The sequence below is a fragment of the Flavobacterium sp. WG21 genome (assembly GCF_000335775.1).
In the GTDB taxonomy this organism is placed as follows: domain Bacteria; phylum Bacteroidota; class Bacteroidia; order Flavobacteriales; family Flavobacteriaceae; genus Flavobacterium; species Flavobacterium tructae.
In genome coordinates this window covers 24,519-49,802 of sequence record NZ_AMYW01000021.1, presented here as the reverse complement: position 1 = coordinate 49,802, position 25,284 = coordinate 24,519, and the positions used below count along the sequence as shown (strand labels likewise).

Below are 25,284 nucleotides of genomic sequence, written 5' to 3'. Positions count from 1 at the left end.
CGGTCTGCCTAGTTTATCGTTACGGTTCTTTTTGGAATAGAAGTACAATCTGCACCATTTTTTGCGACAGTAACCTCTGCACTAACTTCATAAGTTCCTGCTGCCGGGTAAATATGCGTAGTACTAGTTCCGGTTCCGGTTGTACCGTCACCAAATGTCCACTTTACACCCACCAAAGTTCCGGTTCCGCTATATCCAACAGAATAGTTCATTAATTTCGGATTAGTAGCATCGGTAGAATTATGTAGTTTTACAAAAATTGCTTCTCCCAGACAATCTATAATCACCTCGTCGTCATGTTTGCTACAAGAATTAGCCGTATAAAATACCAGGGCAAGCATTAAAATTGATACGATCTTTTTCATTTTTAAAAATATAAAGAATTTATCTCCCAAAATTATTCTTAAAAAATACAGAAAACAATGATTTCTGTCATAATCGGTTACCAAAAAACAATTTTAACTCTTTGGAGATAATTTCAAAAAACGAATTCAAATTATTGTTTTTAGCTGTTAATAGATACACATACTCTTCCGGTACATGAAAACTATTCCATAACAATTGTAATTTATTCTCTTTAATATATTTTCGTGCATTGCAGTTCCAGGTTATCGCTACTCCTTCATTGTCCGCTAACATTCTTAACATTTCAGATTCAGACGGAATAATATAGTTCGGAACCATTGATGGCCTTTTTTTATTAAAAGCGTGTAGCCAAAATAGTTTTATATGTGGAATTCTGGCATCGTGACTGTACCATTTTTGTTCATTGAGCCATTGCTCTACTTCCGTATAATTATCTGATTTTAATTTCTGCCGAAATTCTGTACCATCCAAACGTACTGGTGCCACCATGATGAGCTTAATTTTCCCCACAATTTCGTAGACCGTATCAAAGGTGTCAAATCTTTTTGTCGTAATTGCGAAGTCAAGCTTTTTAGCATCTATCAACTCGAAAAGAACATCGTTTTCTGCAAAAGTAAAATCGATTAAATCAAACTTAGCAATCAACAGGTTTCCAATACAATTAAAAAGATTTTTGGAGATCCCAACAGAAATTAGCCGATTGGCATCTTCTGCTTTTGCCCGAAAGCTGCTTTCAACATTTTCAAGCCGATCCAGCGCATCTATAATTAAATTATTCAGTAACTTAGCGTATTCCGTTGGTTCTACGCCTTTTGACTTTCGATTGAACAATTTATTTCCAACATGTGCTTCCAGCATAGAGATTTGCTGGCTCACCGCAGGCTGACTCATAAATAACTCTTTTGCAGCGATAGAAAAATTCCCGTTTTTATATACAGCCTTAAAGGTTCTGTACCACTCCAGATTCACCATGACATAAATATATTTATAACAAACATAGTTTATTTTATTTTTACTGATATCACTTTAGCCGTAAATTTGATCAAAATTTAAACTTATGAAAAAGATAACCTTACTTACGATTATAGCCTTTAGTGCTTTTAGTACTTCAGCTATAGCGCAAAAAGCAACAAAAAAAGGTACCAAAAAAGTACTATTTGTTGTGACCAGCAATGATAAACTGGGAAATACCGGAGAGAAAACCGGATTTTGGTCAGAAGAATTTGCTGCACCTTATTACGAATTGTTAGATCAGGGCGTCGAGATTACAATTGCTTCTCCACTGGGAGGTCAGCCTCCAATTGATCCTAAAAGTGCCGATCCGGCATCAGCTACTGAAGACACCAAACGTTTTGACGCTGATAAAACTTTGCAAGAGAAGTTAAAACACACGCATAAACTTTCGACTATTAACCAAAAAGATTACGATGCTGTGTTTTACCCTGGAGGCCATGGTCCGCTTTGGGATTTGGTAGAAGATAAAAGTTCCATTGCTTTAATTGAATCCTTCTATACTCATAAAAAACCTGTAGCTTTTGTTTGTCATGCTCCGGCAGTTTTAAAAAACGTAAAAGTTAAAGGCGAATTTTTAGTAAAAGGCAAAAAAGTAACCGGTTTCACAAATGCCGAAGAAGAAGCGGTGGGGTTAACTAAAGTAGTGCCGTTCTTATTAGAAGATGCTTTGACAAAAAATGGCGCTACCTTTTCAAAAGCAGCCAACTGGCAACCGTATGCTGTAGAAGATGGCCTTTTAATTACGGGGCAAAACCCTGCTTCGTCTAAATTAGTGGCTGGAAAATTATTACAGCAATTGAAGAAATAAAGGTACTGAGGTGCTAAGACACTAAGATTCTGAGATTCTAAGCAACAGGACTTAGAAACATTAAAATAAAACAATTACTATAATGAAAGATGCTGAGACATTGAGATTTTAAGAATCTAAAAAAAACTTAGAACCTTAGCTCCTCAGCATCTTAGAAACTCTAAAAAAAAATGCTAAACTTTGAATTATACAATCCGACGAATTTAATTTTCGGAAAAGGACAAATTGAAAAACTTTCGACTTTAATTCCTAAAGATGCCAAAATCTTACTGGCTTATGGCGGCGGAAGTATTTTTAAAAACGGAATTCACGAACAGGTGATTCAAAACTTAAAAGGTTTTGATATTGTAGAATTTGGCGGAATCGAACCCAATCCGCATTACGAAACGTTGATGAAAGCGGTTGCTGTTATTAAGACTGAAAAAATTGACTTTATCTTAGCTGTTGGCGGTGGTTCTGTAATTGATGGTGTGAAATTCATTTCAGCGGCCGTAAATTTCGACGGAAATCCGATTGACATTTTGCAAAAACGATTACTTATTAAAGAAAACGCTATGCCTTTCGGAACTGTTTTGACTTTACCTGCAACAGGAAGCGAAATGAATTCGGGGGCGGTTGTTACCATCGAAGCAACTCAAGAAAAACTGGCTTTTGGCGGAAGTGCTCTTTTCCCTAAATTTTCAATTTGCGATCCAACCGTAATTGCATCTTTACCAAAAAGACAATTACAAAATGGAGTCGTAGATGCTTATACACACGTGATGGAGCAATACCTGACTTATCCGCACGAAGGTTATTTACAAGACCGTATTGCCGAAGGAATTTTACAGACGTTAATTGAAGTTGGTCCTAAAGTGGTTGAAAATCCTACCGATTATGCTTTGGCTTCTAATTTTATGTGGAGCTGTACCATGGCTTTAAACGGATTGATTCAAAAAGGAGTTCCTTCGGACTGGGCTACACATATGATTGGTCATGAATTAACTGCTTTATATGGAATTGATCATGCCAGAACTTTGGCTATTATCGGACCTAGTTTATACCAAACCATGTTTGAGACCAAAAAAGAAAAACTTGCCCAATACGGCAGAAGAATTTTCAACTTAACAGGTTCTGACGATGAAGTGGCAAAAGAAGCAATCAATCAAACTGTAGCATTTTTCCATACTATGGGAATGGATACCAAACTTTCGCAATACACAGACGATTATAGCAAAACGGCTGATTTTATTGTAAACCGATTTAATGAAAGAGGCTGGAAAGGTTTGGGTGAAAAACAACTAATTACTTTAGACAAAGTAAAATCGATTGTTGAAATGAGCTACTAATAGCTAAATTCCAAATAAAAAAACAAATTCCAGTTTTAAGCTCATTTGGAATTTTACAAAAAAGGCGTTCTCATTTTATGGGAACGCCTTTTTACAATACTAAAACAAAATTAACTAACTCAATTCTTGCTAAACTCATTAAATTCTAATTTATAAATAGTTACAACGTACGGATTGCCATTTTATTGTATAATCGTTAAAATATTTTCTATTCCAATTTAAATCCTCTGGAAACCATTGTATTTAAAGAGGCTTTCCAAATTTCTTAAATGAGATTTTGTATTATTACTACATTATTAAGTACTTTTGCTTTAAATTATTAAAATAATGAGTGAAAATTTAAAATTTGCAGTAATTGGAGGAGGAAGCTGGGCAACGGCAATTGCAAAGATGTTATGTGTAAATCTTTCAGAAATTGCCTGGTACATGCGTAATGACGCTGCTATCGAACACATTCAGAAATACAAACACAATCCGAATTACTTAAGTTCGGTTGAATTTGATACGGCAAAACTTAAACTGACTAATAATATTAATGAAGCAGTTGCCTATGCAGATTATGTGATTTTTGCAATTCCTTCTGCTTTTTTAGACGGTGAATTGAAAAACTTAACGGTTTCATTGTCTGATAAAATAATCTTTTCTGCTATTAAAGGAATCGTTCCTGAAACAAGTTTGATTGTTGGAGAACATTTTCACATTCAATACGACATTCCCTACTACAATATCGGTGTAATTACTGGTCCTTGTCATGCTGAAGAAGTAGCATTAGAAAGACTTTCCTATTTAACAATTGCCTGCGGGGATCCGGAAAAAGCTTCAATCGTAGCAAAACATTTGTCCGGAAATTATATCAAAGCCAAAATCTCAGATGATATTATTGGTACTGAATATGCAGCAATGCTTAAAAACATTTATGCTATTGCAGCCGGAATTGCTCACGGATTAGGTTATGGAGATAACTTTCAATCGGTTATGATGAGTAACGGAATTCGCGAGATGAAGAAATTCATCCGAAAAGTTCATAAGATGAAACGCAACATCAATGACTCCGCTTATTTAGGCGATTTATTGGTTACAGGTTACTCTGTGTTCTCGAGAAACAGAATGTTCGGAAACATGATTGGTAAAGGCTATACGGTAAAAAGTGCGATGATGGAGATGAGTATGGTCGCCGAAGGTTATTATGCCACTAAAAGTGCTTATAAGCTAAATCAGGGCTATGGTGCAAAAACGCCAATTATCGATGCCGTTTACGCTGTTTTATACGAAGGAAAAGATGCAAAATCGGTTTTCAAAAAATTAACGGAATCTTTGGATTAGTTTTTTTTTCTAGAGAAGTGAGATTATAGAGAATAGAATATAGAGACAAGAGCAAAGAAGCAAGATTATAAGATTGTGAGCTTGTTTTTGACAGATAAAAAAAGAGTCAGGACAAAATTAAAATTCATCTTGACTCTTTTTTATTTTAATATAAAGAAATCTAAACTCTCGCTTCTAGCTTCTATAGTCTTTACTCTATAATCTATATTCTATAATCTATAATCTATATTCTATAATCTTGACTCTAGCTTCTTGCCTCTTTGCTCTAGCTTCTTGCTTCTACAAATCTGCACTCCGCTCTACCTACTTCACCATAACTCCTTCAACAAATAAAATAGGCACTTCCTCCGTATCGTTTTCGTTTATCAGGTTTGCTTTAAAAGTAAATTTCTTGTCGTACAATGTATTTCCAATGAAGAACGTTACCATAAACTCGTTGTTCAGTACCAGTAAGCTCTTTTCAACCATTTCGATTTTCACAACCGAAACTGCAGGAACTTCTACAAAGGCATGACGTAAAACAGACGTTTTTTTCATCTCGCCATCGATCGTTCCAAATGCTTTTGAAACTACCATCACGCTGTCCAGGTTAAAATCACTGTCGTTTACCAGGTAAGCGTACCATACTTTTTCCATAAAGTCGTCGCTCCATTCCTGTACTGCTGCAACAAATACGTTTTCTACTTCGGGAATTGTTATATCTTTTTTCATAATCTTAGTAATTTATAAAATGTAAATAGTGATTAGAAAGAAGGCTTCTCACTAATCACTATTTACTAATAACTTTATTTTTAAATATTGGCCTTGAACTGTTCTAAGAAACGAACATCATTTTCGTAAAACATACGAATATCACCAATTTGATACAGTAACATAGCAATACGCTCTACTCCCATTCCGAAAGCAAAACCGTTGTATTCATCAGGATTGATGTCACAATTTTTCAAAACATTTGGATCTACCATTCCGCAACCACCAATTTCCAGCCACCCAGTACCTTTGGTAATACGATAATCAGTTTCGGTTTTTAGCCCCCAATAAATATCAATTTCGGCACTTGGTTCTGTAAATGGGAAATACGACGGACGCAAACGAATCTTCGATTTTCCGAACATTTCTTTAGTGAAATAAAGCAAAGTCTGTTTTAAGTCGGCAAACGATACCTCTTTGTCAATATACAAACCTTCTACCTGATGGAAAATACAGTGTGAACGAGACGAAATCGCTTCGTTACGAAACACACGTCCCGGAGAAATAGTACGAATTGGCGGTTTATGATTTTCCATATAACGTACCTGAACAGATGATGTATGCGTACGCAACAACACATCAGGATTAGTCTGAATGAAAAAAGTATCCTGCATATCACGCGCCGGATGGTATTCCGGTAAGTTCAAAGCGGTGAAATTATGCCAGTCGTCTTCGATTTCCGGACCTTCAGAAACATTGAAACCAATGTTCGCAAAAATATCAATAATCTGATTTTTAACAATTGAAATCGGGTGACGTGAACCAATAATTACCGGTTCGGCCGCACGAGTTAAATCGCCAAAAACTCCTTTTACTTCTTGTTTGCTTTCCAGCTCTTCCTGAATAACTCTTACTTTTTCTTCGGCAACCGATTTTAAAGTATTTATTACCTGTCCAAAATCTTTTTTCTGGTCGTTTGGAATGTTTTTGAACTCTGTAAAAAGCTCTTTCAACAAACCTTTGCTCCCTAAATACTTAATACGGAATTGCTCTAAAGATTCTTTATTTTTATCATTAAAGGCTTTTGCTTCCTCTATATGTTCTTTTATCTTGTCTATCATTTTCATTCAGTTCTTGAGAATACAAATTTAAGTATTTTGTTTTAAGTTTAAAGTTTAATATCCAAAGTTTCCTTTACAACTACAAAACAGAATCTTAAAGCAATAATACAACTCGTTAAATCTGTAAAATTGTCTGTTTCGAAGGAGTTTTAAATTATTTTATCTGGCTTAGTTTTTCATCTACTTCTTTAACACTTTCATGCCAATAATCTAACCGTTCCTGATTGATAGCAATTTCCTTTTGGCCTTCAGGTCCAATTTTGCTGCGCCAAAAGTCCATCTCTTTCAGATACGTTTTTTTCATCTTTTCAAAATACTCTATTAATTTTTCTTTTGAATTAGGAATATAACCAGGCCCGCCGCAACCACAGGAATGAAAGGTAATGCCAACAGAATACAAACTCTTAATATGTTCCCATTTCTTTAAATCATCCTTTTTGGGCGATTCAAAATCCAGTCCCATGTCTGCCATCAGCTCGCCGCATTGAGGACATTTGGCTTCAAAATCGGATTTTTCTCCTTCTTTTATATCGCTCATCAATCTTCTTTTAAATGTCTTTCGACAATTAAAGCAGGCATAATGAGGTTTATAGGTTGTCATTGCATATCTACACATTTCTTTCGCAGTTTAGAGACTACGTCGCAGTTTAATTAAAACTGAAAACTGCGACTGAAAACTAAAACCTATTTAATAAGTTCTCTTTCTAAAAAATAATTCACAATGGCTTCTTTCATCAAAACCGATTGTTCGCCCGCTTTCAGTGGCGGTAATTCTTCTTTTACTTTATAATGTGGCCATCCGTCGGCATCAAAAAAGTCAAATTCATAAAACCCGTAAGGTTCCAATAATCGACAAATGGCGATATGCATCAGGTTTAATTTTTCATCTTTTTTGAATTCACGATGTACTTTCCCGAGTTCCTGAACTCCGATTAAATAAATTATGGCATCTAAATCTAAGTCTTCGCCTTGCGAAAATTGATTAGACAGTATATCGACGAGTTTTTCCCATCGCTCTTTTAGTTGTGTATCTCTGGACATTGTATGATTTTAGATTGTTGATTTTAGATCTTAGATTGTTGAAAAATTCAATTCTGAAGGGGACAGAATTACAATCTTAACTCTAAATTTTGAGTTGCAAAGATACACAGTTCAATACATTGCACCTAAAAAAATTAAACACACAGAAAAAGAGAGCTCCAAAAAACGGCTGAAGCTTTGCCACTCTGAACCTCCGAACCTAAAAAAGTATATCTTTGCGCTTTTTTAAACACACCAAAATATGATTTTTTTTGATATAATTGTAGCCGCTCTTTTAGCTTTTAGTTTATATAAAGGAATTAAAAACGGACTTTTTGTAGAAGTTGCTTCTTTCATTTCTTTATTGTTGGGAATTTATATTGCGATTAAATTCTCTTCTTTTATGAAAGAATTGATCATGAAGCATGTTTCCTGGAATCCTAATACAATACAAATCACTGCTTTTATTCTCACTTTTATTTTAGTGGTAATTGGTATTTACTTCTTAGCTAAAATCCTTACCGGAATTGCCGATTTTGCCTTTTTGGGATTACCCAATAAACTGGGCGGAGGCTTTTTCAGAATCTTAAAAACCATTTTGATCATCAGTATTTTTATCGCTCTTTTTGAGAAAATCAATTTCAATAATACTTTTGCTAAAAAAGAAACCTTAGATCATTCTATTTTTTACAATCCGATTAAAAAGGTAGCCGCTTTTGTTTATCCTTCTGTCGAAAAATGGTACGGGGAATTTAAAGACCATCATACTGAAACTTCTAAAGAGGAATAACAACCTCACTACTAAGCCTAACAGGTTATAAAAAAATTAATCTTTGCAAAACACCTCAACGGCAGACAATTGAGTAAAATAAATTATCTTGGTCGATATTTTAACAACCGATTTAATTTATACCCCAGACCTGTATGTTGTATTTAACCGGCATTATAATCACCTTCTTTCTGGTTGTTGTACTGGCAAGCAAAAGGAACAAAACCGAGGCCGACAAGATTTTGGCACTCTGGCTGTTTTTTACCGGCTTTCATTTATTCCTGTTCTATCTTCATTACAAAAATGACTATAGCGACTTCCCCTTTTTACTGGGTTTAGAACTCCCAATGCCTTTAGTTCAGGGACCCTTTTTATTTTTATACACTTCAGCTTTAACGAACCAAAATCGCTATAAAAAGTTTAATCTTTTACATTTTATTCCTTTTCTAGCTGCCATTCTGGTACTGATTCCGTTTTATAATTTGTCTTTCGAAGAAAAAGCAGCCGTTTTTAAAAACAAAGGCAAAGGCTACGAAACCCTAATATCTATTTTGTATGCTGCAATCGTATTTTCGGGAATTATTTATCCTTTACTTTCCTTGCAAAAACTCATAAAACATCGCAAGAACATCAACAATCAATTTTCGCATACCGAACGAATCAACCTGACCTGGCTGCGATATCTAATTATTGGATCCGGTATCATCTGGCTCGTGATCATTTTTTCTGACGATCAGTATATTTTTTCGGTTGTCGTTTTCTATTTGATCTTTATTGGATATTTTGGCGTCAAACAAGTTGGAATTTTCACCAACCAGCCGCTTTCCGAAAATAATCATTCTAAGACTTTAACATTTGAAAGCGTTGACACCGAAAATACATCTGAAAAAATTAAATATGAGAAATCAGGACTTACTTCTTCAGAACTTATGGTTATCCATCAAAGACTGACGCAACTCATGAAAGATGAAAAACTCTACAAAAATGCCGATTTAACTTTAACCGAGCTGGCCCAAAGGATAAGCGTTCATCCCAATACACTTTCGCAGGTCATCAACTCGGCAGAACAGAAAAACTTTTACGATTACATCAATTTTCAACGTGTTGAAGAATTTAAAAGAACCATTCTTTTACCTGAAAATCAAAAATTCACCTTCCTGTCTGTCGCATTAGAATGTGGCTTTAATTCGAAAACAGCTTTCAACCGAAACTTCAAAAAAGCAACCGGCTTTTCTCCTTCTGAATATTTAAAATAACTTTCATCTTAAACCCGACAGATTTTAAAAACCTGTCGGGTTTTTGAATTATAAACTGGAACCACCTTACAAGTTGGGGCGACCAGCATAGCACCACAGCGCATCTTTGCAGAAATTTAAACCAATTTATGCAATGAAAACCAAAGTACTTTACTCAGCCGTAATCGCTGTTTCAATTTTCTTTTTTATTGGATGCGAAAATGAAAATGACATTCAGGGGCTTGGAAATTTAGTTCCCAAAACTGTCGATCAGGATGCCTCTATCGCTTCTATTTTTGTAAACGGAACGCAGCTGCACTCCGAGGCTTTCGGAAATCCCAACAACCCAATGCTCGTTTTCCTGCATGGTGGTCCCGGATCCGATTACAGAAATGGTCTGAATGTAAAACAACTCGCCGACGAAGGCTATTATGTGATCTTCTACGATCAAAGAGGCTCCGGATTATCCAAAAGACATGACAAAAATATGTACTCCATTCAATTGATGATCGACGATCTCTCTGAAGTCATAAAATATTACCGTAAAACACCCACTCAAAAGATATTTCTTTTCGGACATTCCTGGGGCGCTATGCTCGCCGCGGCTTATGTCAACCAATACCCAATGGCCATCAATGGGGTTATTTTGGCAGAACCGGGAGGTTTAAACAAAAAATTATTAGACGATTACGGAGAAATGAGCCGTAAAATAAAATTATTCTCTGAGGCCACCAGCAATTTATTGTATATCGATCAATTTTTAACAGGAAAAGAAAACCAGCACGAAATTCTTGACTATAAACTGGGAGTTTCTTCGGGTTTCTCTTATGCGAAAGGCAACAAGGAAGGTATTTCAGGACCATCCCCATTTTGGCGAATCGGAACAACCGTTTTAGAAAGTTTAGCCGACATTGCCGAAAATGAAGGTTTTGATTTTACTACAAATCTAAGTCAGTACAAAACGAAAGTCCTGTTTTTGTATGGCGAATTAAATCAGTCCTATGGTTTATCCTTCGCCCAAAAAGAAGCTGCCTTTTTTCCTAATACCAGCATAGCCAAAGTAAAAGGTACCGGACACGAGATGATCTACTTCAAATGGGAAGATGTGCATCCTTTTGTACTAAACTATTTAAACGATCTAAAATAATCCCATGATGAAAACAATATTATTAATCAGCATCTTTATCTTCTCTATTTTCATAGGCAAAACCTACTCTCAAACCTTAAACTGGGAAAATCTTAAAGAGAATCAAAAACACATTCTAAATATAAATGCCGGCTGGGAACATAGTTTTGTCTACGGACTTGCTTACGGTTACCATCTCAAAACCAAACTGCCAATTGTAGTCGAAGCATCTTTTTCCTTACCATCAGGCGAAACAGTATTGGATGATTTTAAAAGTAAAATTGGCGGACAAATTAATCTTCACCAAATAAATCATTTCCGTTTTAATGCCGCCATTCACGGAATTTATCGCCGATACGAAAATCCGTTAGTCACCTTACAAAACTTTGGCGCCGATGCAACTGCGATTATTGGCTATTACAAACCAAAATGGTTTGCCGCTGGAGAATTTGGTTTTGACAAAGCGATTGCTACTCATTTTAAAAATTCGGCAATTTATAAAGAAATCTACCCCGATGTAAAAAATGGTTGGTATGAACCGTCAACCGGAGGCAACTTCAACTATGGCATACAAGCCGGATATTCCTTTCGCCGAAGTGACCTTACTTTACGACTGGGAAAAGTAATTACGCAAGATTTTAAAACAGAACCACTGATTCCACTATACTTTCAACTGGGTTATAATTTAAAGTTAGAATGATTTAGTTAATTACACTAAACCCGACAGATTTTTGAAACCTGTCGGGTTTTATTTCTCCTCTCTTTTTAAAGAAAATCACAGCGTATTTTAACGTTTTAAAAACTATTTTAAAATTCCGTATTCAACTATCGAAGATCAACATTCCAGAATCCAAAACTTTGCGCTATCTTTGCGGTTTATTAACATGCTCTAAGGCAATCGCTACAGTGCAGATTTAGACCCGGAAATTACTTAAACTCGTTTAGAGAATTGACATATTAAAATGAAGAAGATACGTAACTTTTGCATTATTGCACACATTGACCACGGTAAAAGTACACTGGCAGACCGCTTATTGGGCGCTACACAAACCGTTACAGCTCGTGAAGAAAAAGCACAATTGCTTGACAACATGGATCTGGAACGTGAGCGTGGAATTACCATTAAGAGTCATGCCATTCAAATGGAATACACTTACAAAGGAGAAGAATATATCTTAAACTTAATTGACACTCCCGGTCACGTCGACTTTTCATATGAAGTTTCACGATCTATTGCAGCCTGCGAAGGTGCTCTTTTGATTGTTGATGCAGCTCAAAGTATCCAGGCACAAACTATTTCTAACTTATATTTGGCTTTAGAGAATGATCTTGAGATTATTCCGGTTTTGAACAAGGTAGATTTACCTAGTGCCAATCCTGAAGAGGTTAGCGACGATATTATTGATTTATTAGGATGTAAATTAGAAGATATTATTCATGCTTCGGGAAAAACCGGTTTTGGTGTTGAGAATATTTTAGCAGCCATTATCGAAAAAATTCCAGCTCCAAAAGGAAATCCTGACGAACCATTACAGGCATTGATTTTTGACTCGGTTTACAACCCGTTCCGTGGAATTGAAGTTATCTTTAGAGTAGTAAACGGAGAAATCAAAAAAGGGCAAAAAATTAAATTCATGGCTACGGACAATGAATATTTTGCTGATGAAATTGGAACTTTAAAATTAAATCAGGTTCCTAAAACTGTGGTTTCTGCAGGAGATGTTGGTTATTTGATTTCAGGAATTAAAGAAGCACGCGAAGTAAAAGTGGGTGACACCATTACCGACGCAAAAGTGCCAACTACGAATATGATTACAGGTTTCGAGGATGTAAAACCAATGGTTTTCGCCGGAATTTACCCTGTAGACACAGAAGATTATGAAGATTTACGTTCTTCTATGGAGAAGTTACAATTGAACGATGCTTCATTAGTTTTTGCTCCCGAAAGTTCTGCTGCTTTAGGCTTTGGTTTCCGTTGCGGATTCTTAGGAATGCTTCACATGGAAATTATACAGGAGCGTTTAGAGCGTGAGTTCGATATGACGGTTATCACTACTGTACCTAACGTTTCGTATTTGGCGTATACCAAAAAACATCCTGAAACACCATTAGTTGTAAACAATCCGTCAGATTTACCTGAACCTTCAAAACTAGACAGAGTTGAAGAACCTTTTATAAAAGCAACCATCATTACAAAAGCCGATTTCGTTGGAAACGTAATGAGTTTGTGTATCGAAAAACGTGGTCAGATTACCAATCAAACGTATTTGACAACAGAACGTGTTGAGCTGAATTTTGACATGCCATTGGCCGAAATTGTATTCGATTTTTACGATCGTTTAAAAACAGTTTCTAAAGGGTATGCTTCTTTTGACTACTCTCCTATTGGAATGAGAACTTCAAAACTGGTAAAACTGGATGTTCTTTTGAACGCTCAAACGGTTGACGCACTTTCTGCTTTGATTCACGAAGACAACGCTTACAACATCGGTAAAAAAATGACCGAGAAATTGCGTGAATTGATCCCAAGACAACAATTCGACATTCCGATTCAGGCAGCGATTGGTGCTAAAATTATCGCTCGTGAAACCATCAAAGCACTTCGTAAAGACGTTACCGCAAAATGTTATGGTGGGGATATCTCTCGTAAGCGTAAACTTCTTGAAAAACAGAAAAAAGGTAAGAAACGTATGCGTCAGGTAGGAAACGTTGAGATTCCACAAGAGGCGTTTATGGCTGTTTTGAAATTGAACGACTAGATTTTTATTTTAGAAAATAGAATAAAGAACAAAGAATATAGAGAAAACCTGATGATGAAAATTGTCAGGTTTTTTTGTTTAGATTTGAAAGAGAAAATATTCCAATATGATTAACACTTTAGATTTTTATAGCAAATTAGCAAGAGAGGACATTTTTGAAGGACAATTATTTGATTTATCAGGACAATCGCTCAATATTCAGCAAATTAAATCTGGGTGGGTCACATTTGAAAATTGCACTATTAATTGTGACCAATTAAATTTTAACAACATAAAGGATAGCCAATTAATTTTAGAGTTCAAAAATTGTAATTTCAATTGTAATCTAACTTTCTCAAACTGTAGTTTTAATCAATTACTATTTAACAATACTAAAACTCTAAAATCTCTAAAAATAAAAAAAGGATTATTAGACAACGGCATATCTCAATTTAATCATTTTGAATTTTCAAATGACATCAACAACAAATCAGAATTAAATACTGACTTTCAAATAACTAACACAGAAATTAAGGAAGCCATCTCATTTGAAAACATTAATCACGTGGAAGGAATATTTAAGTTTGTCAAAAATATATTTGGAGACAAAATAAAAAAAATGGGTATTTTGTTTTTGAGCATTCTACACTTTCAAATATTTATTTTGGTTCAAATTGTTTTAATGAACCAATAACTTTTAAAAACAATAATTTCAAATTTAACTTAAAATCACATCCAGCTTATAAAAATAATTGCTTTTCTAATAATACCTTTCATAAGGTAAGTTTTTCAAATTCAATTTTTAATGGCAGATGTGATTTTAAACAATGTGATTTTTTAAGCACTATTTGGTTTGAAAATTGTAAAAATATATCTAACTCACACATAAAATTTAATGCCTGTGAGTTTAAAGGTTTTTCATTGTTTAACAACTCTGAGATAGATTTACTAGAAATTGACAGATGTACCTTTACAAAATCATCTTCATTTACAGATGCCGAATTTAATACTTTAAAATTATTTGAGGTGAAATTCGGTGGAGGTGCATATTTCGACGAAATGATAATAAACAAAGTTCTTGACAAATCATACTTAAAAGATAAATCTAAAATTTTAGAATGGAAAAGAACCTTACGAGCAATAAAACAAGAATTGCAAAAAACAGAAAATAAAATTGACTTTAATACTTACAGAAATTATGAACTTGCTGCCCATTACAAAGAATTAAAATTTTCAAAAAACTTCAAAGACACATCAATTCTTTGGGCGACAAAATGGTCTTCAAATTTTGGAAATTGGTTTTGGTCGTTAGGTTTTACCTTATTATCTGGTTTATTTTGGTTTTCAATTTTATATCGAATTGAAAATTCAGGAACGTTTAACTTTGAGAAGACAAATGAGTATTTTGTTGGAGCTTTTAGATTTTTTCTTGTTACAGACTTTTTCAACCCATTAGAAAATGATAGAACATATTTAGATAATGGCTGGAGTTGGTTAATTTTTATCTTTGGAAAAATCTTCATTGCTTTTGGAATCTATGAAATGATTCAATCCTTTAGAAAATTTAAAGCTTAAATCATTTTTTCACAAACTTTGCTATTATGGAAACTATAAAATTAAATATCAACCTAAGTGTTAACCAATTGATTGAGGCAGTAAAACAACTATCTCCAAAAGACAGGCTGAAAATCAATGATGCTATTTGAAATGATAGTATGGAAATTCCGGTTGAGCATCAGAAAATAGTTTTAGACAGAATAACAAAAGCCAAAGCAAATCCAGAAAGACTTTTAGACTGGGATGATGTTGCTAAAAATCTATAATTTTTGAATTACTCTTTAAAAATAGATATTATGCTGTAGAAGGTGGAAAAATATACCGCTCCTCTGGAGCTTTTCCCCCTGCTGATTTTTATTATCTATAAATATTTTGCTCCAACAGAGCAAACGGATGTCAATTATCTGAATAGACAAAGGGGCTGACTCAAAAATGAGTCAGCCCCTTTGTTTTATATCAATTAAAATCTTTCTCAAAAAAACTATTACTGTTTCTATCTCAAACTGCTCCAGCGCAGCAAAATACCTTTTTAAGACCACCAAACTATTATTTTATATTTCAACTATAACCTTATGAGAACATTATATTGCAGACGCCAAAACAAAAGCAATCTGTCTCAATTTGGAACAGCTTTTTATTTCTTTAAACATCAAACCTTTGTAACTTTGAACCTCTGAACCTTTGAACCTAGAAAAAATGGACGAAACTCCAAAACGATTTGACCGAATTATTGCCATCCTCATCCAATTACAATCCAAAAAAATTGTAAAAGCTCAGGAATTGGCCGATCGTTTTGATTGTAGTCTACGAACAATCTATCGAGACATTCGAACGCTGGAAGCTTCCGGGGTTCCCATTTACAGTGAGGCCGGAGTTGGTTATGCTTTGATGGATGGTTACAGATTGCCTCCCGTTATGTTTACACGCGAAGAAGTAAGCAGTTTTATTGCTGCCGAAAAACTCATGCAAAAATTTACCGATCCCTCTCTCGGAGCACATTATGCATCGGCCATGTATAAACTAAAATCTGTTTTAAAAAGTACCGATAAAGACTGGCTCTCCAATATCGAATCGCGGGTTATAATGAACACTGCCGAACCGATGTTTAATGATAACTCACCAAATACTTTGGCACTTCTGTTTGAAGGTATTGCAGAGAAAAAACAGCTTTTACTTTCGTACAAAACCTACGAAACCGATACGGCTACGCAAAGAAATATAGAACCTGTGGGGGTTTTTCACGATAATAACAATTGGTATTTTTTAGGATACTGCCATTTACGACAAGATTATCGTCAGTTTAGAGCAGACAGAATTCAGGGTATTCGAAAAACAGATGCTGATTTTACGATCGAACACGATGCTTTAGAAACTTATATCAAGAAAACAGAAACTTGTCCAACAACAAAAGTCCGAATTTTAATTGACAAGAAAATCGCCCGTTATCTGGGTACCGAAAAAAAGTACCACGGATTCATTTCAGAAAAAGAAGTAGACGGAAAAATAGAAATGACTTTTATGTCACGAGATATCGAAAACTCATTTCCGCGATGGTTTCTGATGTATGGAGATTACGCTACGATTCTGGAACCTGAAATACTCAAGGCCAAAACACTGGAATTACTGGAAGTCAACCGTAAAAGACTATTATAAAAAAACGCCTAAAGATGAAGTTCATCTTTAGGCGTTTTTCAAATCTAGTGTTTCTCTTTTACCACATTGTAAAAATTATAATCGGTATTAGAAGCATCAGTAATACCAACATTTCTTCCAATGGTTACAATCTGTCCTCGGTGGTACGTTCCGTGATTCACCACCTGCAGCAAGTAATCGCTTACAGGCTGTTCGCACTGAAACCATGGATTTTCAATTTTGATTGTTTTCAATAACTGTTCGTCTGATAATGATGTGATAAATGCCGCTAATTTTGTGGAGGTATCCAATAAACCTTCAAATATTTCATCCTTATTTAAATCAACAGCTTCCCTTCTTTCCGGCTGTGGAATTTCGGCTATTATTGAAAACCAATATTCTTCGGTTTCCCAAATATGATTTAGCGTTTTAATAATGCTTGGATAGCTTGAAAGAACTTCTTTATGCAGCAATTCATCGGTTTTTGCCGAAAGCCAATTCACAAATTGCTGATTTACCCACAAATTATAAGCGGCATAATTGGTCATAATTTTTTTAAAACTCATACTGTTCGATTTAAATTTGAATAAAATTTATTAAATACTTCCGGTTACAATTATCTTTCCCAGAAAAAAGGAGGCTCGATATTTAAAGCTCTTAAATACACATAACCTTGTCCGCGGTGATGCACTTCGTTATCAATAAAATACAATACATTCTGAATTATAGGAAATTCGTATTGCCCAAACAGATTAAAGGTCTCACTAAAATCTTCGATCGACAATTGTTTCCAATATTCGTTAATTTCTGCTGTAGCTTCATCCCATTTTTCCAGATACTGCGCTTTAAAGATCAATTTTTCAGATGCTTCGGTGTAAGGTTTGATTTCTTTATTTACGATTCCTTTTAATGCAGGAGCCGCGATAGCCAAAAGTTCGTCAGTCAACTGAGCGAAAGTTCGCATTCCTCCGATTGAAAATTCGAAAAAATCTTTCTCCGGAAATTTTTCAATAAGGTTACGTGTAAGTTTACGGTGTCCTTGCCAGTGAATCAATAAATCTTCAGGGGTAATTACTTGGGCTGCTAATGTTTTCATAGTTTTAAAGTTTTAATTATTTGATACTTCAAAAGTATTGAGGGTCGGTGACAACAGTTTGTCAGCAGGAAAATAAAATTTTAAATTTTTTTCTTTTCCAATAGCAAAACACACAAATTTATTACATTTCGTCCAGATTTCACACCGTAAAACACTGATAAACAAATACTAAATAACAAAACAACAAATTTGCTCAGTAAAAACACAGATAAAGTAGTTTCTTCCCTTTTGAATTTATCTAATTTTAAGAAGGAAAGAATCCTATCGAAAATAAACGGAATCGATTTTTCCGGTAAAGCTCTTCATAATGAAAAAGTAATGCAGACGACAATCCAAAAAATTAAACAAAACCTTTGTACCTTTGCCCCTTACAAACTTTGGAACTTAAAAGAAAATGATCGAAGATAAAAATCCGCAACGTACCAGTATAGCACAATTAGGCGAGTTTGGCCTAATTGACCATTTAACCAAAAATTTTGATGTCACTCAGGAATCTACCCTGAAAAGTATAGGCGATGATGCTGCTGTTCTTGATTTTAAGGACAAAAAAGTAGTGGTCTCTACCGATTTATTAATTGAGGGAGTGCATTTTGATCTGGCGTATATGCCTTTAAAACATTTAGGTTACAAATCGGTTGTTGTTAACCTGTCCGACATTTGTGCGATGAATGCAAAACCAACACAAATAACGGTTTCTGTGGCAGTTTCTAACCGTTTCCCACTAGAAGCCCTAGAAGAATTATTTGAAGGTATTACGCATGCTGCAAAAGAGTACAAAGTAGATGTTATTGGCGGCGATACTACCTCATCGCAAAAAGGACTAATTATTAGCATCACCGCAATTGGTGAAGCTAACGAAGAAGAAATTGTTTATCGAAATGGTGCTCAAAAAACCGACTTACTTGTTGTTACCGGAGATATTGGAGCTGCTTATATGGGATTGCAGGTATTGGAGCGTGAAAAACAGGTTTTTCAGGTGAATCCTAACAGCCAGCCGGATCTGGATATGTACAGTTATTTGATCGAGCGCCAGTTAAAACCAGAGGCCCGAAAAGATGTTCGTACCTTATTGCATGCACTTGAAATTAAACCAACAGCGATGATTGATATTTCAGACGGATTATCTTCTGAAATCATGCACCTCTGCAAACAATCGAAGGTGGGTTGTAATTTATATGAGGACAAGCTTCCTCTGGACCCTCAGTTTATCTCGACCTGTGAAGAATTCAATATCGATAGTACAACAGTGGCTATAAATGGTGGTGAAGATTATGAATTGCTGTTTACCATCGACATTAATGATTTTGATAAGATAAAAGGCAACCCTAACTTCTCGATTATTGGCCACATGGCTGATGAAAGCGAAGGAGTTCATCTGGTAACACGTGCCAATACAAAAATTGCTTTAAAGGCCCGTGGCTGGGATGCTCTGACGGAGTAGTTTTTTCAGTCGCAGTTTTCAGTAAAATACTGACTAAGAACTGAAAACTGCGACTGAAAACTCAAAAAAGCCCTTTACATTTCGCTTCTTTAACCAGGTCCTCATCAAAACCGCTTCTCACTTTAAGCAGTTCTTTAAGACCCGCTTTGCGTTTTTCGATTTCATTAACAGAAATTGGAATGTATTGTGGCATATCGGCTAAAGAAGTTCCTTTGGACAAATGAAATAAAATTTGCTTGTCAAACTCATCAATTTCAATAGAATTATGAGCAGATTGATTGAGTATCTTTTGAACGGACTGACTGTAATATTTATCACTTTTCATTACTTTATCAAATGCAAAAAGCAATTCATCAAAAGTGAGATCATTTTTGATAATTAAACCATTGGGGCTAATGGTTCTGATGATTGTTTTAATTTTCAGTAATTCAGTATACATTGTTAACAGAATTATTTTGCATTTTGGCATTTTCTTCAGAAGTAATTTCGCCAGATCTTCACCCGAAAAAATATTCTTTTCTTCGTATGGAGGCATGCTGATATCTAAAAAAGCAACATCAAATTCAGGAGTCTGAGCATCTTCGATTAAATCATACCCTGATTTACAGTCGTGGGCCTGCAAAATAAAAAACTCATACTTATTAGGATTATAACGTGTTATCGCATTCTTATATCCTTCAATAATAAAGGGATGATCGTCAACAATTAAAATGTTTTTTCTAATTAATTGAGAAGCCTGGGGGTTGGGGTCAATTGTCATGTATGCTGTAGGTTTATTTTTTGATCTATTGGGATTTTGACTATCAGAAGAGTTCCTTCTCCTTTGGCCGATTTTAAGAAAACAAAACCTTTACATTCTGTCGCTCTGTATTGAATATTATGCAAACCGATACCTTTTCTTGTTGTTTTGGTATTAAACCCGATTCCGTCATCAGAAATTGACAAAATCAAATGGTTTATCTCACTTTTAAAATCTATCGAAATTATATTTGCCTTCGCATACTTATTACAATTCTGAAGGGCTTCCTGAACAATTCTGTATAAATTAATTTTTACTGCATTTGTAACCAGTTCCCATTTAATATTAGAATCAAAAGAAGTGATTAACGCGGAATCATAGGTGTTTCTCTGATCCTCGAACAATTTGTTTAAAATCGCAATAAAATTATTAATTAATTCTGATTTCTCGCGGTTTAAATCATGCGAAATCTCACGAATATCTTCTTCAATATGCTTAAGTTCTGTCAGGTATTTTTTTCTTTTGGGAGCTGCTTCAGCCTCATCTACTTTATCTAAACTATCAAGACTGATCCTCACACCAAACATTCTGCCCAACACCCCGTCATGCAAATCCTGCGCAACTTTTTTCTTTTCTTTAATACGAGTCTGCTCAATATCATTTTGCTGCGATATCATCAAATTATAGATATCTTCATTAGCAACCTGCTGCTGTTGTTTAAAAAGCAGCTCTCTGTTTCTTGCCTGTTGTGTTTTATACACATAGAAAAACAAGCCTATCAGCGTACAGATACTAAAGATGTATATTAAGGTTTTGTTTTTCTCCTGCAAACTGGAGTTCTGATCTTTTATTTCATTGGTTTCATATTCGATTCTGGAGAATTTTTCCCCCATATTACGTTCAGCTCTCAACATTTTATCATTCAACTTAATATATTCCTTAGAGTAAGCTGAGGCATTTTTCGGATCAACAATTGCAATTTGTTTCAATACCTGGAGCGTATTATTGAGTTTATTGGTAGATCGGGATAAAAGCAAAGCCTGCCTGGAGAACTGAATTGCTTTAAAAGTATCCTTTTTAAAGGCATAATATTCAGACAAATGAATCTTGCTGGACACAATCGCTGATTTTAATCCTAGACTATCCCTTATTTTCAGTGATCTGAAGAAATCATCCGAAAGACCATCTAACTCTTCTAATTTAAATTTAGAGTATGCCAGATTATCCAGTAGCATTGCGTATAAAATGGTATTTTCTTTAAATAAATTTTCCTCTTTCAGACCTTTTTCAAAAAATCTTTTGGCATCCTCATAATTACGCATATTGATGTAAACAAAACCAATATTATTTAATGATGCAGCTTTTAACTGAAGCTCCAGGGGAATAGATTTATCATTAAGATTTAGTAATGCCTTATTATGAAAACTTAATGCCTTACCATATTCTTCTTTATCATTGTATAAAATCCCTAATAAGTTATAACATTCATAAAACTGATCGTTAGCATTCTTCTGACCTTTTAAACTGCGTAATGCTTTAAAAACGGCAATTTCGCTTTCAAAAAAATCTCCTTCGTTGTATTGCAGACTAGCTTTACTTAAATAAGTTTTAGCCAGATTATAGTGATCATTAATCGCTAAATATAATTTTTCGGCATGATAAAAATTCATAAAGGCACTGTCAGAAACCGATTTTGAAACATAATAGTCGCCTAAGTAAGTATAAGCTTTGGCAATATTGGCAGAATCCTTAGTCTCTTTTGATCTCTTCAGAATTAGTTCGGTCGTTTGAAGGTAGGATTTCCAATCGCTCATATTATAATAACGATTGGCTATTTTAAACAAATTGACTTTATTGACAGAATCGTCTTTTTGCTTTATGATTATTGCAAATGCTTTCTTATTATACTTTTGTTTCAGATCATACGCTAAATCAACATCATTCGCCAGAGATAAAAACGTAGGGAGACTATCAATTCGAGTAGATTCTTCTTCATCTAAATGAGTTTTGCCGGTGCATCCCAATAGAATAAGAGATAAAAAAAGTAATATAGAGAAAGTTTTTTTCAATGTCTTTTTTGAATTTTACCAAAAATACTAAAACTAAAGACATAAAAAAAGGCTGTCAGAATTTGACAGCCTTTCAATTTTATTAAGCACTAACTTAATCTATTTTCTTAACAACACTTACAGATTGTCTGTCCTGACGAAATCCTTCAGATTGGTTTAAATTATGTAGTGTATTTACGTTATCCTGTTTTCTTTTTCCACGACCTGTAAACTGGTCATCAATAGTATTCGTAGAGAATTTAGCGATTGAATCTGATGGAGAAATTCTTTGTGGAGTTGCAAACGAAGTTGCTATCATTACTGTAGAAAATAATACGATTTTTAAAGCTGTCTTTTTCATGATCTGAGGGGTATTAAATGTTTGTTTTTTTTAGTTTTAAAAATCATCGCTATGCGCGAATCATGGTGTAAAACTAAGAACACATTTAAAAAAAATAACAGGAAAAAAAAGGTTTATGGTAGATCGTACCCAATTGATAGTCAATGAGGGGCAAATCAATGTAGTTGTATAATTTTTACACTTCTAAATAATTTCCTATAGCGAAATCAGCAATAATTAAGTCAACATTTGATTTATATGTTTTTGAAAAGGGAATCTTTTTAGAGGAATTCCTGATATAACAAGTCGAGTTCCCGTTATGGATTCTTGCAATATAATTTTGATTGATGATGTAACTGTTATGAATCCTAATGAAAGGATGCGACAGTACGCCTTCAAAATGCTTTAAGGTTTTAAAAGCAGTTATCATCTCACCTGAATTCAAATAAATATCGGTCGAATTATTATCTGCCTGAAAGTAACTAATATCATTGGAATTGATGTAGCGATAATCTCCATAGGATTTCACACATAATACAAGGGGCTGCTCAGCACTTTTTGCCGGTTCAGCAAACAATTCACTCAATGGTGTACTGTCTTCCTCAACAGCATCAGAATCAGCTGTAGGAAATGCTTTTTCGAGTTTCAGAATAGTCTTCATCAAGTCGATCCGTAGAACAGGTTTTAAGATATAATCAAAAACACCGTGCTGAATCGCCTCAAAAGCAAGCTCTTTTTTTGTTGTTGTGATGATGATCTTAGGAATAAGCGACAAGAACCGATGAAGTTCATTTATAAAAGCAAGTGACAAATTACTCGATCCGTCTTTCGGATCTATTTCTAACAAAACAAGGTTTGGTCGATGCTCTAAAACCAAATTCAATCCCGATTGATAATTCGCAGCCGAACCCGCAAAAGTAAGTTCTGAAAAACCTTCTGCAATTGTTCTGGTTTTCAAAATACTTTCCACATCATCGTCAATAATAATATACGAATACTTTTTCAATCTTATTTTTATTGATTTTTCATGAACCCCCGACAAACTTTATTTCATCGATCCTTTTGAAAGGCTCCTGTTTCGCCATTTATTCGCAATTAAAAATACAAATTTCAATTATTCTGCTATTTCATTGTTGATATATTACAAACAAATGTTAACACAAAAGGATGAAATGCAAAAATAATCGCCAAAATACACTTTTTGGTATTAAAAAAACCCAAACTCCTTAAAGGAATTTGGGCTTTTATATATAAATGTCATAAATATTACATTTTCATCAACCAGTTTTTCATTGAAACCTCGTTCTCGATTATGTCTTTTAATTCAGAGATTTTAACGCGATCTTGTTTCATTGTATCTCTGTGACGAATAGTTACGGTTTCGTCTTCGATCGTTTGATGATCTACAGTAATACAAAATGGTGTTCCAAGTGCATCCTGCCTTCTGTATCGACGACCTACTGCATCTTTTTCATCATATGCTACATTGAAATCCCATTTTAAATCTTCGATGATTTTTTTAGAAATCTCTGGTAAACCATCTCTTTTAATTAATGGCAATACCGCAGCTTTTGTTGGAGCTAAAACAGCCGGTAATTTCAATACGGTTCTTGTTGATCCGTCTTCTAAAACTTCTTCTTGCAATGAAGTTGCAAAAACAGCCAGGAACATACGATCTAAACCTACAGAAGTTTCAACTACATATGGCACATAGTTTTCATTCAACTCAGGATCAAAATATTGCAATTTTCTACCTGAATATTCTTCGTGCGCTTTTAAATCAAAATCTGTACGAGAGTGAATTCCCTCTAATTCTTTAAATCCGAATGGGAAATTAAACTCGATATCTGCAGCAGCATTAGCATAGTGTGCTAACTTTTCATGATCATGAAAACGATAGTTTTGCTCTCCTAAGCCTAAAGACAGATGCCAATTTAAACGAGTAGTTTTCCAGTGTTCGTACCATTTCATTTCTTCACCCGGACGTACAAAAAACTGCATTTCCATTTGTTCAAATTCACGCATACGGAAAATAAACTGTCTTGCTACAATTTCATTTCTAAACGCTTTACCCGTTTGAGCAATTCCAAAAGGAACTTTCATACGACCCGATTTTTGTACGTTAAGGAAATTTACAAAAATACCCTGAGCCGTTTCGGGACGCAAATATAAATCCATTGCAGACTCTGCAGAAGCTCCTAACTTCGTTCCGAACATTAAATTGAACTGTTTCACATCCGTCCAATTTCTGGAACCTGTTTCAGGATCAGCAATTTCTAATTCTTCGATTAGTGCTTTTACGTCTTCTAAATCTCCATTTCCTAAAGAACGTCCTAAACGCTCTCTAATTTCTTTTTCTTTAGCCAGATATTCAATTACACGGGCATTTGTCGTAACAAATTCCTGCTCATTAAAAGCATCTCCAAAACGAGCACTCGCTTTTTCAATTTCTTTTTTAGCTTTCAGATTAAGTTTTTCTGCATAATCTTCTACCAAAACATCGGCTCTGTATCTTTTCTTTGAATCTTTATTGTCAATTAATGGGTCATTAAATGCATCAACGTGGCCTGAAGCTTTCCAGGTTGTCGGGTGCATTAATATTGCAGCATCTAAGCCGACAATATTCTCATTCATCTGAACCATTGATTTCCACCAATATTCACGAATATTCTTTTTTAACTCGACGCCATTTTGTGCATAATCATACACTGCACTTAATCCATCGTATACTTCGCTTGACGGAAAAATAAATCCGTACTCTTTTGCGTGCGAAACCACATTCTTAAATAAATCTTCTTGTTTTGCCATAGTGATGCAAAAATATAAAAAGTACTTTTAAAAAAAAGAAAAATAATAAAGTTTGAAACAATGATTTGGTTATTTTTGTAACTAA

25 protein-coding genes are annotated in these 25,284 nt (G+C 34.7%); 12 read left to right on the top strand and 13 right to left on the bottom strand.

Annotated elements, in window-relative coordinates; genetic code table 11:
• Window positions 1-8 precede the first annotated feature (8 nt).
• Both C245_RS0114960 and C245_RS0114955 read right to left on the bottom strand, forming a co-directional pair.
• Window positions 9-365 carry a PKD domain-containing protein gene (locus C245_RS0114960; RefSeq protein ID WP_026110082.1) on the bottom strand — a complete coding sequence of 119 codons (357 nt, stop codon included), beginning with the start codon at window positions 363-365 and terminating at the stop codon, window positions 9-11.
• 67 nt (window positions 366-432) lie between these two features.
• The gene (locus C245_RS0114955; RefSeq protein WP_017497419.1) at window positions 433-1,338 is read right to left on the bottom strand and encodes a LysR family transcriptional regulator; all 906 of its coding nucleotides are present in this window, start codon (window positions 1,336-1,338) and stop codon (window positions 433-435) included.
• A gap of 85 nt (window positions 1,339-1,423) precedes the next feature.
• Here C245_RS0114955 and C245_RS0114950 point away from each other — a divergent pair, with 85 nt between their 5' ends.
• The 3 genes from C245_RS0114950 to C245_RS0114940 all read left to right on the top strand — a co-directional run bounded on the left by C245_RS0114950 (window position 1,424) and on the right by C245_RS0114940 (window position 4,839).
• Window positions 1,424-2,188, top strand: a complete 765-nt coding sequence (locus tag C245_RS0114950) for a type 1 glutamine amidotransferase domain-containing protein (protein WP_017497418.1) — start codon at window positions 1,424-1,426, stop codon at window positions 2,186-2,188.
• 170 nt (window positions 2,189-2,358) lie between these two features.
• Window positions 2,359-3,516, top strand: coding sequence for an iron-containing alcohol dehydrogenase (locus C245_RS0114945; RefSeq protein WP_017497417.1), 1,158 nt, complete (start codon window positions 2,359-2,361; stop codon window positions 3,514-3,516).
• 327 nt (window positions 3,517-3,843) lie between these two features.
• Window positions 3,844-4,839, top strand: coding sequence for an NAD(P)H-dependent glycerol-3-phosphate dehydrogenase (locus C245_RS0114940; protein ID WP_017497416.1), 996 nt, complete (start codon window positions 3,844-3,846; stop codon window positions 4,837-4,839).
• A gap of 303 nt (window positions 4,840-5,142) precedes the next feature.
• Here C245_RS0114940 and C245_RS0114935 read toward each other — a convergent pair whose 3' ends face one another.
• The 4 genes from C245_RS0114935 to C245_RS0114920 form a co-directional block, all read right to left on the bottom strand.
• On the bottom strand, window positions 5,143-5,550 hold the full coding sequence (locus C245_RS0114935) for a hypothetical protein (protein ID WP_017497415.1): 408 nt from the start codon (window positions 5,548-5,550) through the stop codon (window positions 5,143-5,145).
• Between the two features lie 80 nt (window positions 5,551-5,630).
• Complete coding sequence (locus tag C245_RS0114930; RefSeq protein WP_026110081.1) at window positions 5,631-6,650, bottom strand: phenylalanine--tRNA ligase subunit alpha; 1,020 nt, start codon at window positions 6,648-6,650, stop codon at window positions 5,631-5,633.
• Window positions 6,651-6,804: 154 nt separating this feature from the next.
• Complete coding sequence (locus tag C245_RS0114925; RefSeq protein ID WP_017497413.1) at window positions 6,805-7,188, bottom strand: hypothetical protein; 384 nt, start codon at window positions 7,186-7,188, stop codon at window positions 6,805-6,807.
• Window positions 7,189-7,334: 146 nt separating this feature from the next.
• Window positions 7,335-7,691, bottom strand: a complete 357-nt coding sequence (locus C245_RS0114920; protein WP_017497412.1) for a hypothetical protein — start codon at window positions 7,689-7,691, stop codon at window positions 7,335-7,337.
• Window positions 7,692-7,932: 241 nt separating this feature from the next.
• On the opposite strand from C245_RS0114920, the gene C245_RS0114915 reads away from it, so the two are divergent.
• The 8 genes from C245_RS0114915 to C245_RS0114870 all read left to right on the top strand — a co-directional run bounded on the left by C245_RS0114915 (window position 7,933) and on the right by C245_RS0114870 (window position 16,748).
• A complete protein-coding gene (locus tag C245_RS0114915) occupies window positions 7,933-8,460 on the top strand; it encodes a CvpA family protein (RefSeq protein ID WP_017497411.1) in 528 nt (175 codons plus the stop codon).
• 134 nt (window positions 8,461-8,594) lie between these two features.
• A complete protein-coding gene (locus C245_RS0114910) occupies window positions 8,595-9,695 on the top strand; it encodes a helix-turn-helix domain-containing protein (protein ID WP_017497410.1) in 1,101 nt (366 codons plus the stop codon).
• Window positions 9,696-9,828: 133 nt separating this feature from the next.
• Window positions 9,829-10,821, top strand: a complete 993-nt coding sequence (locus C245_RS0114905; protein ID WP_017497409.1) for an alpha/beta fold hydrolase — start codon at window positions 9,829-9,831, stop codon at window positions 10,819-10,821.
• Between the two features lie 4 nt (window positions 10,822-10,825).
• Complete coding sequence (locus C245_RS0114900; protein ID WP_198288054.1) at window positions 10,826-11,500, top strand: hypothetical protein; 675 nt, start codon at window positions 10,826-10,828, stop codon at window positions 11,498-11,500.
• A gap of 262 nt (window positions 11,501-11,762) precedes the next feature.
• Complete coding sequence (gene lepA / locus C245_RS0114895; RefSeq protein WP_017497407.1) at window positions 11,763-13,559, top strand: translation elongation factor 4; 1,797 nt, start codon at window positions 11,763-11,765, stop codon at window positions 13,557-13,559.
• Between the two features lie 106 nt (window positions 13,560-13,665).
• Window positions 13,666-14,232, top strand: a complete 567-nt coding sequence (locus C245_RS0114890) for a hypothetical protein (protein WP_017497406.1) — start codon at window positions 13,666-13,668, stop codon at window positions 14,230-14,232.
• Window positions 14,233-14,597: 365 nt separating this feature from the next.
• Window positions 14,598-15,113 (top strand): hypothetical protein, encoded by a 516-nt coding sequence (locus C245_RS0114885; RefSeq protein ID WP_157495877.1) that lies wholly within the window; start codon window positions 14,598-14,600, stop codon window positions 15,111-15,113.
• Window positions 15,114-15,791: 678 nt separating this feature from the next.
• Window positions 15,792-16,748 (top strand): YafY family protein, encoded by a 957-nt coding sequence (locus C245_RS0114870; protein ID WP_017497402.1) that lies wholly within the window; start codon window positions 15,792-15,794, stop codon window positions 16,746-16,748.
• Window positions 16,749-16,792: 44 nt separating this feature from the next.
• Here C245_RS0114870 and C245_RS0114865 read toward each other — a convergent pair whose 3' ends face one another.
• Window positions 16,793-17,293: a DinB family protein gene (locus C245_RS0114865; RefSeq protein WP_017497401.1), complete on the bottom strand. Its 501-nt coding sequence runs from the start codon at window positions 17,291-17,293 to the stop codon at window positions 16,793-16,795.
• Between the two features lie 50 nt (window positions 17,294-17,343).
• Window positions 17,344-17,823: a DinB family protein gene (locus C245_RS0114860; protein WP_017497400.1), complete on the bottom strand. Its 480-nt coding sequence runs from the start codon at window positions 17,821-17,823 to the stop codon at window positions 17,344-17,346.
• Window positions 17,824-18,217: 394 nt separating this feature from the next.
• Here C245_RS0114860 and thiL point away from each other — a divergent pair, with 394 nt between their 5' ends.
• Complete coding sequence (thiL, locus tag C245_RS0114845) at window positions 18,218-19,264, top strand: thiamine-phosphate kinase (protein ID WP_017497397.1); 1,047 nt, start codon at window positions 18,218-18,220, stop codon at window positions 19,262-19,264.
• A 61-nt stretch (window positions 19,265-19,325) separates the two neighbouring features.
• Here thiL and C245_RS0114840 read toward each other — a convergent pair whose 3' ends face one another.
• From C245_RS0114840 to C245_RS0114815, 5 genes are all read right to left on the bottom strand, one after another.
• Window positions 19,326-20,024 carry a response regulator transcription factor gene (locus C245_RS0114840; RefSeq protein WP_017497396.1) on the bottom strand — a complete coding sequence of 233 codons (699 nt, stop codon included), beginning with the start codon at window positions 20,022-20,024 and terminating at the stop codon, window positions 19,326-19,328.
• Window positions 20,021-22,072: an ATP-binding protein gene (locus C245_RS0114835; protein WP_017497395.1), complete on the bottom strand. Its 2,052-nt coding sequence runs from the start codon at window positions 22,070-22,072 to the stop codon at window positions 20,021-20,023. Before C245_RS0114835 ends, C245_RS0114840 begins: the two co-directional genes overlap by 4 nt.
• 94 nt (window positions 22,073-22,166) lie before the next feature.
• Complete coding sequence (locus tag C245_RS0114825) at window positions 22,167-22,412, bottom strand: hypothetical protein (protein WP_017497394.1); 246 nt, start codon at window positions 22,410-22,412, stop codon at window positions 22,167-22,169.
• A gap of 175 nt (window positions 22,413-22,587) precedes the next feature.
• Entirely contained in the window at window positions 22,588-23,397 is an 810-nt protein-coding gene (locus tag C245_RS0114820; RefSeq protein ID WP_017497393.1) for a LytTR family DNA-binding domain-containing protein, read from the bottom strand.
• A 260-nt stretch (window positions 23,398-23,657) separates the two neighbouring features.
• The gene (locus tag C245_RS0114815; RefSeq protein ID WP_017497392.1) at window positions 23,658-25,199 is read right to left on the bottom strand and encodes a glycine--tRNA ligase; all 1,542 of its coding nucleotides are present in this window, start codon (window positions 25,197-25,199) and stop codon (window positions 23,658-23,660) included.
• Window positions 25,200-25,284: the final 85 nt, after the last annotated feature.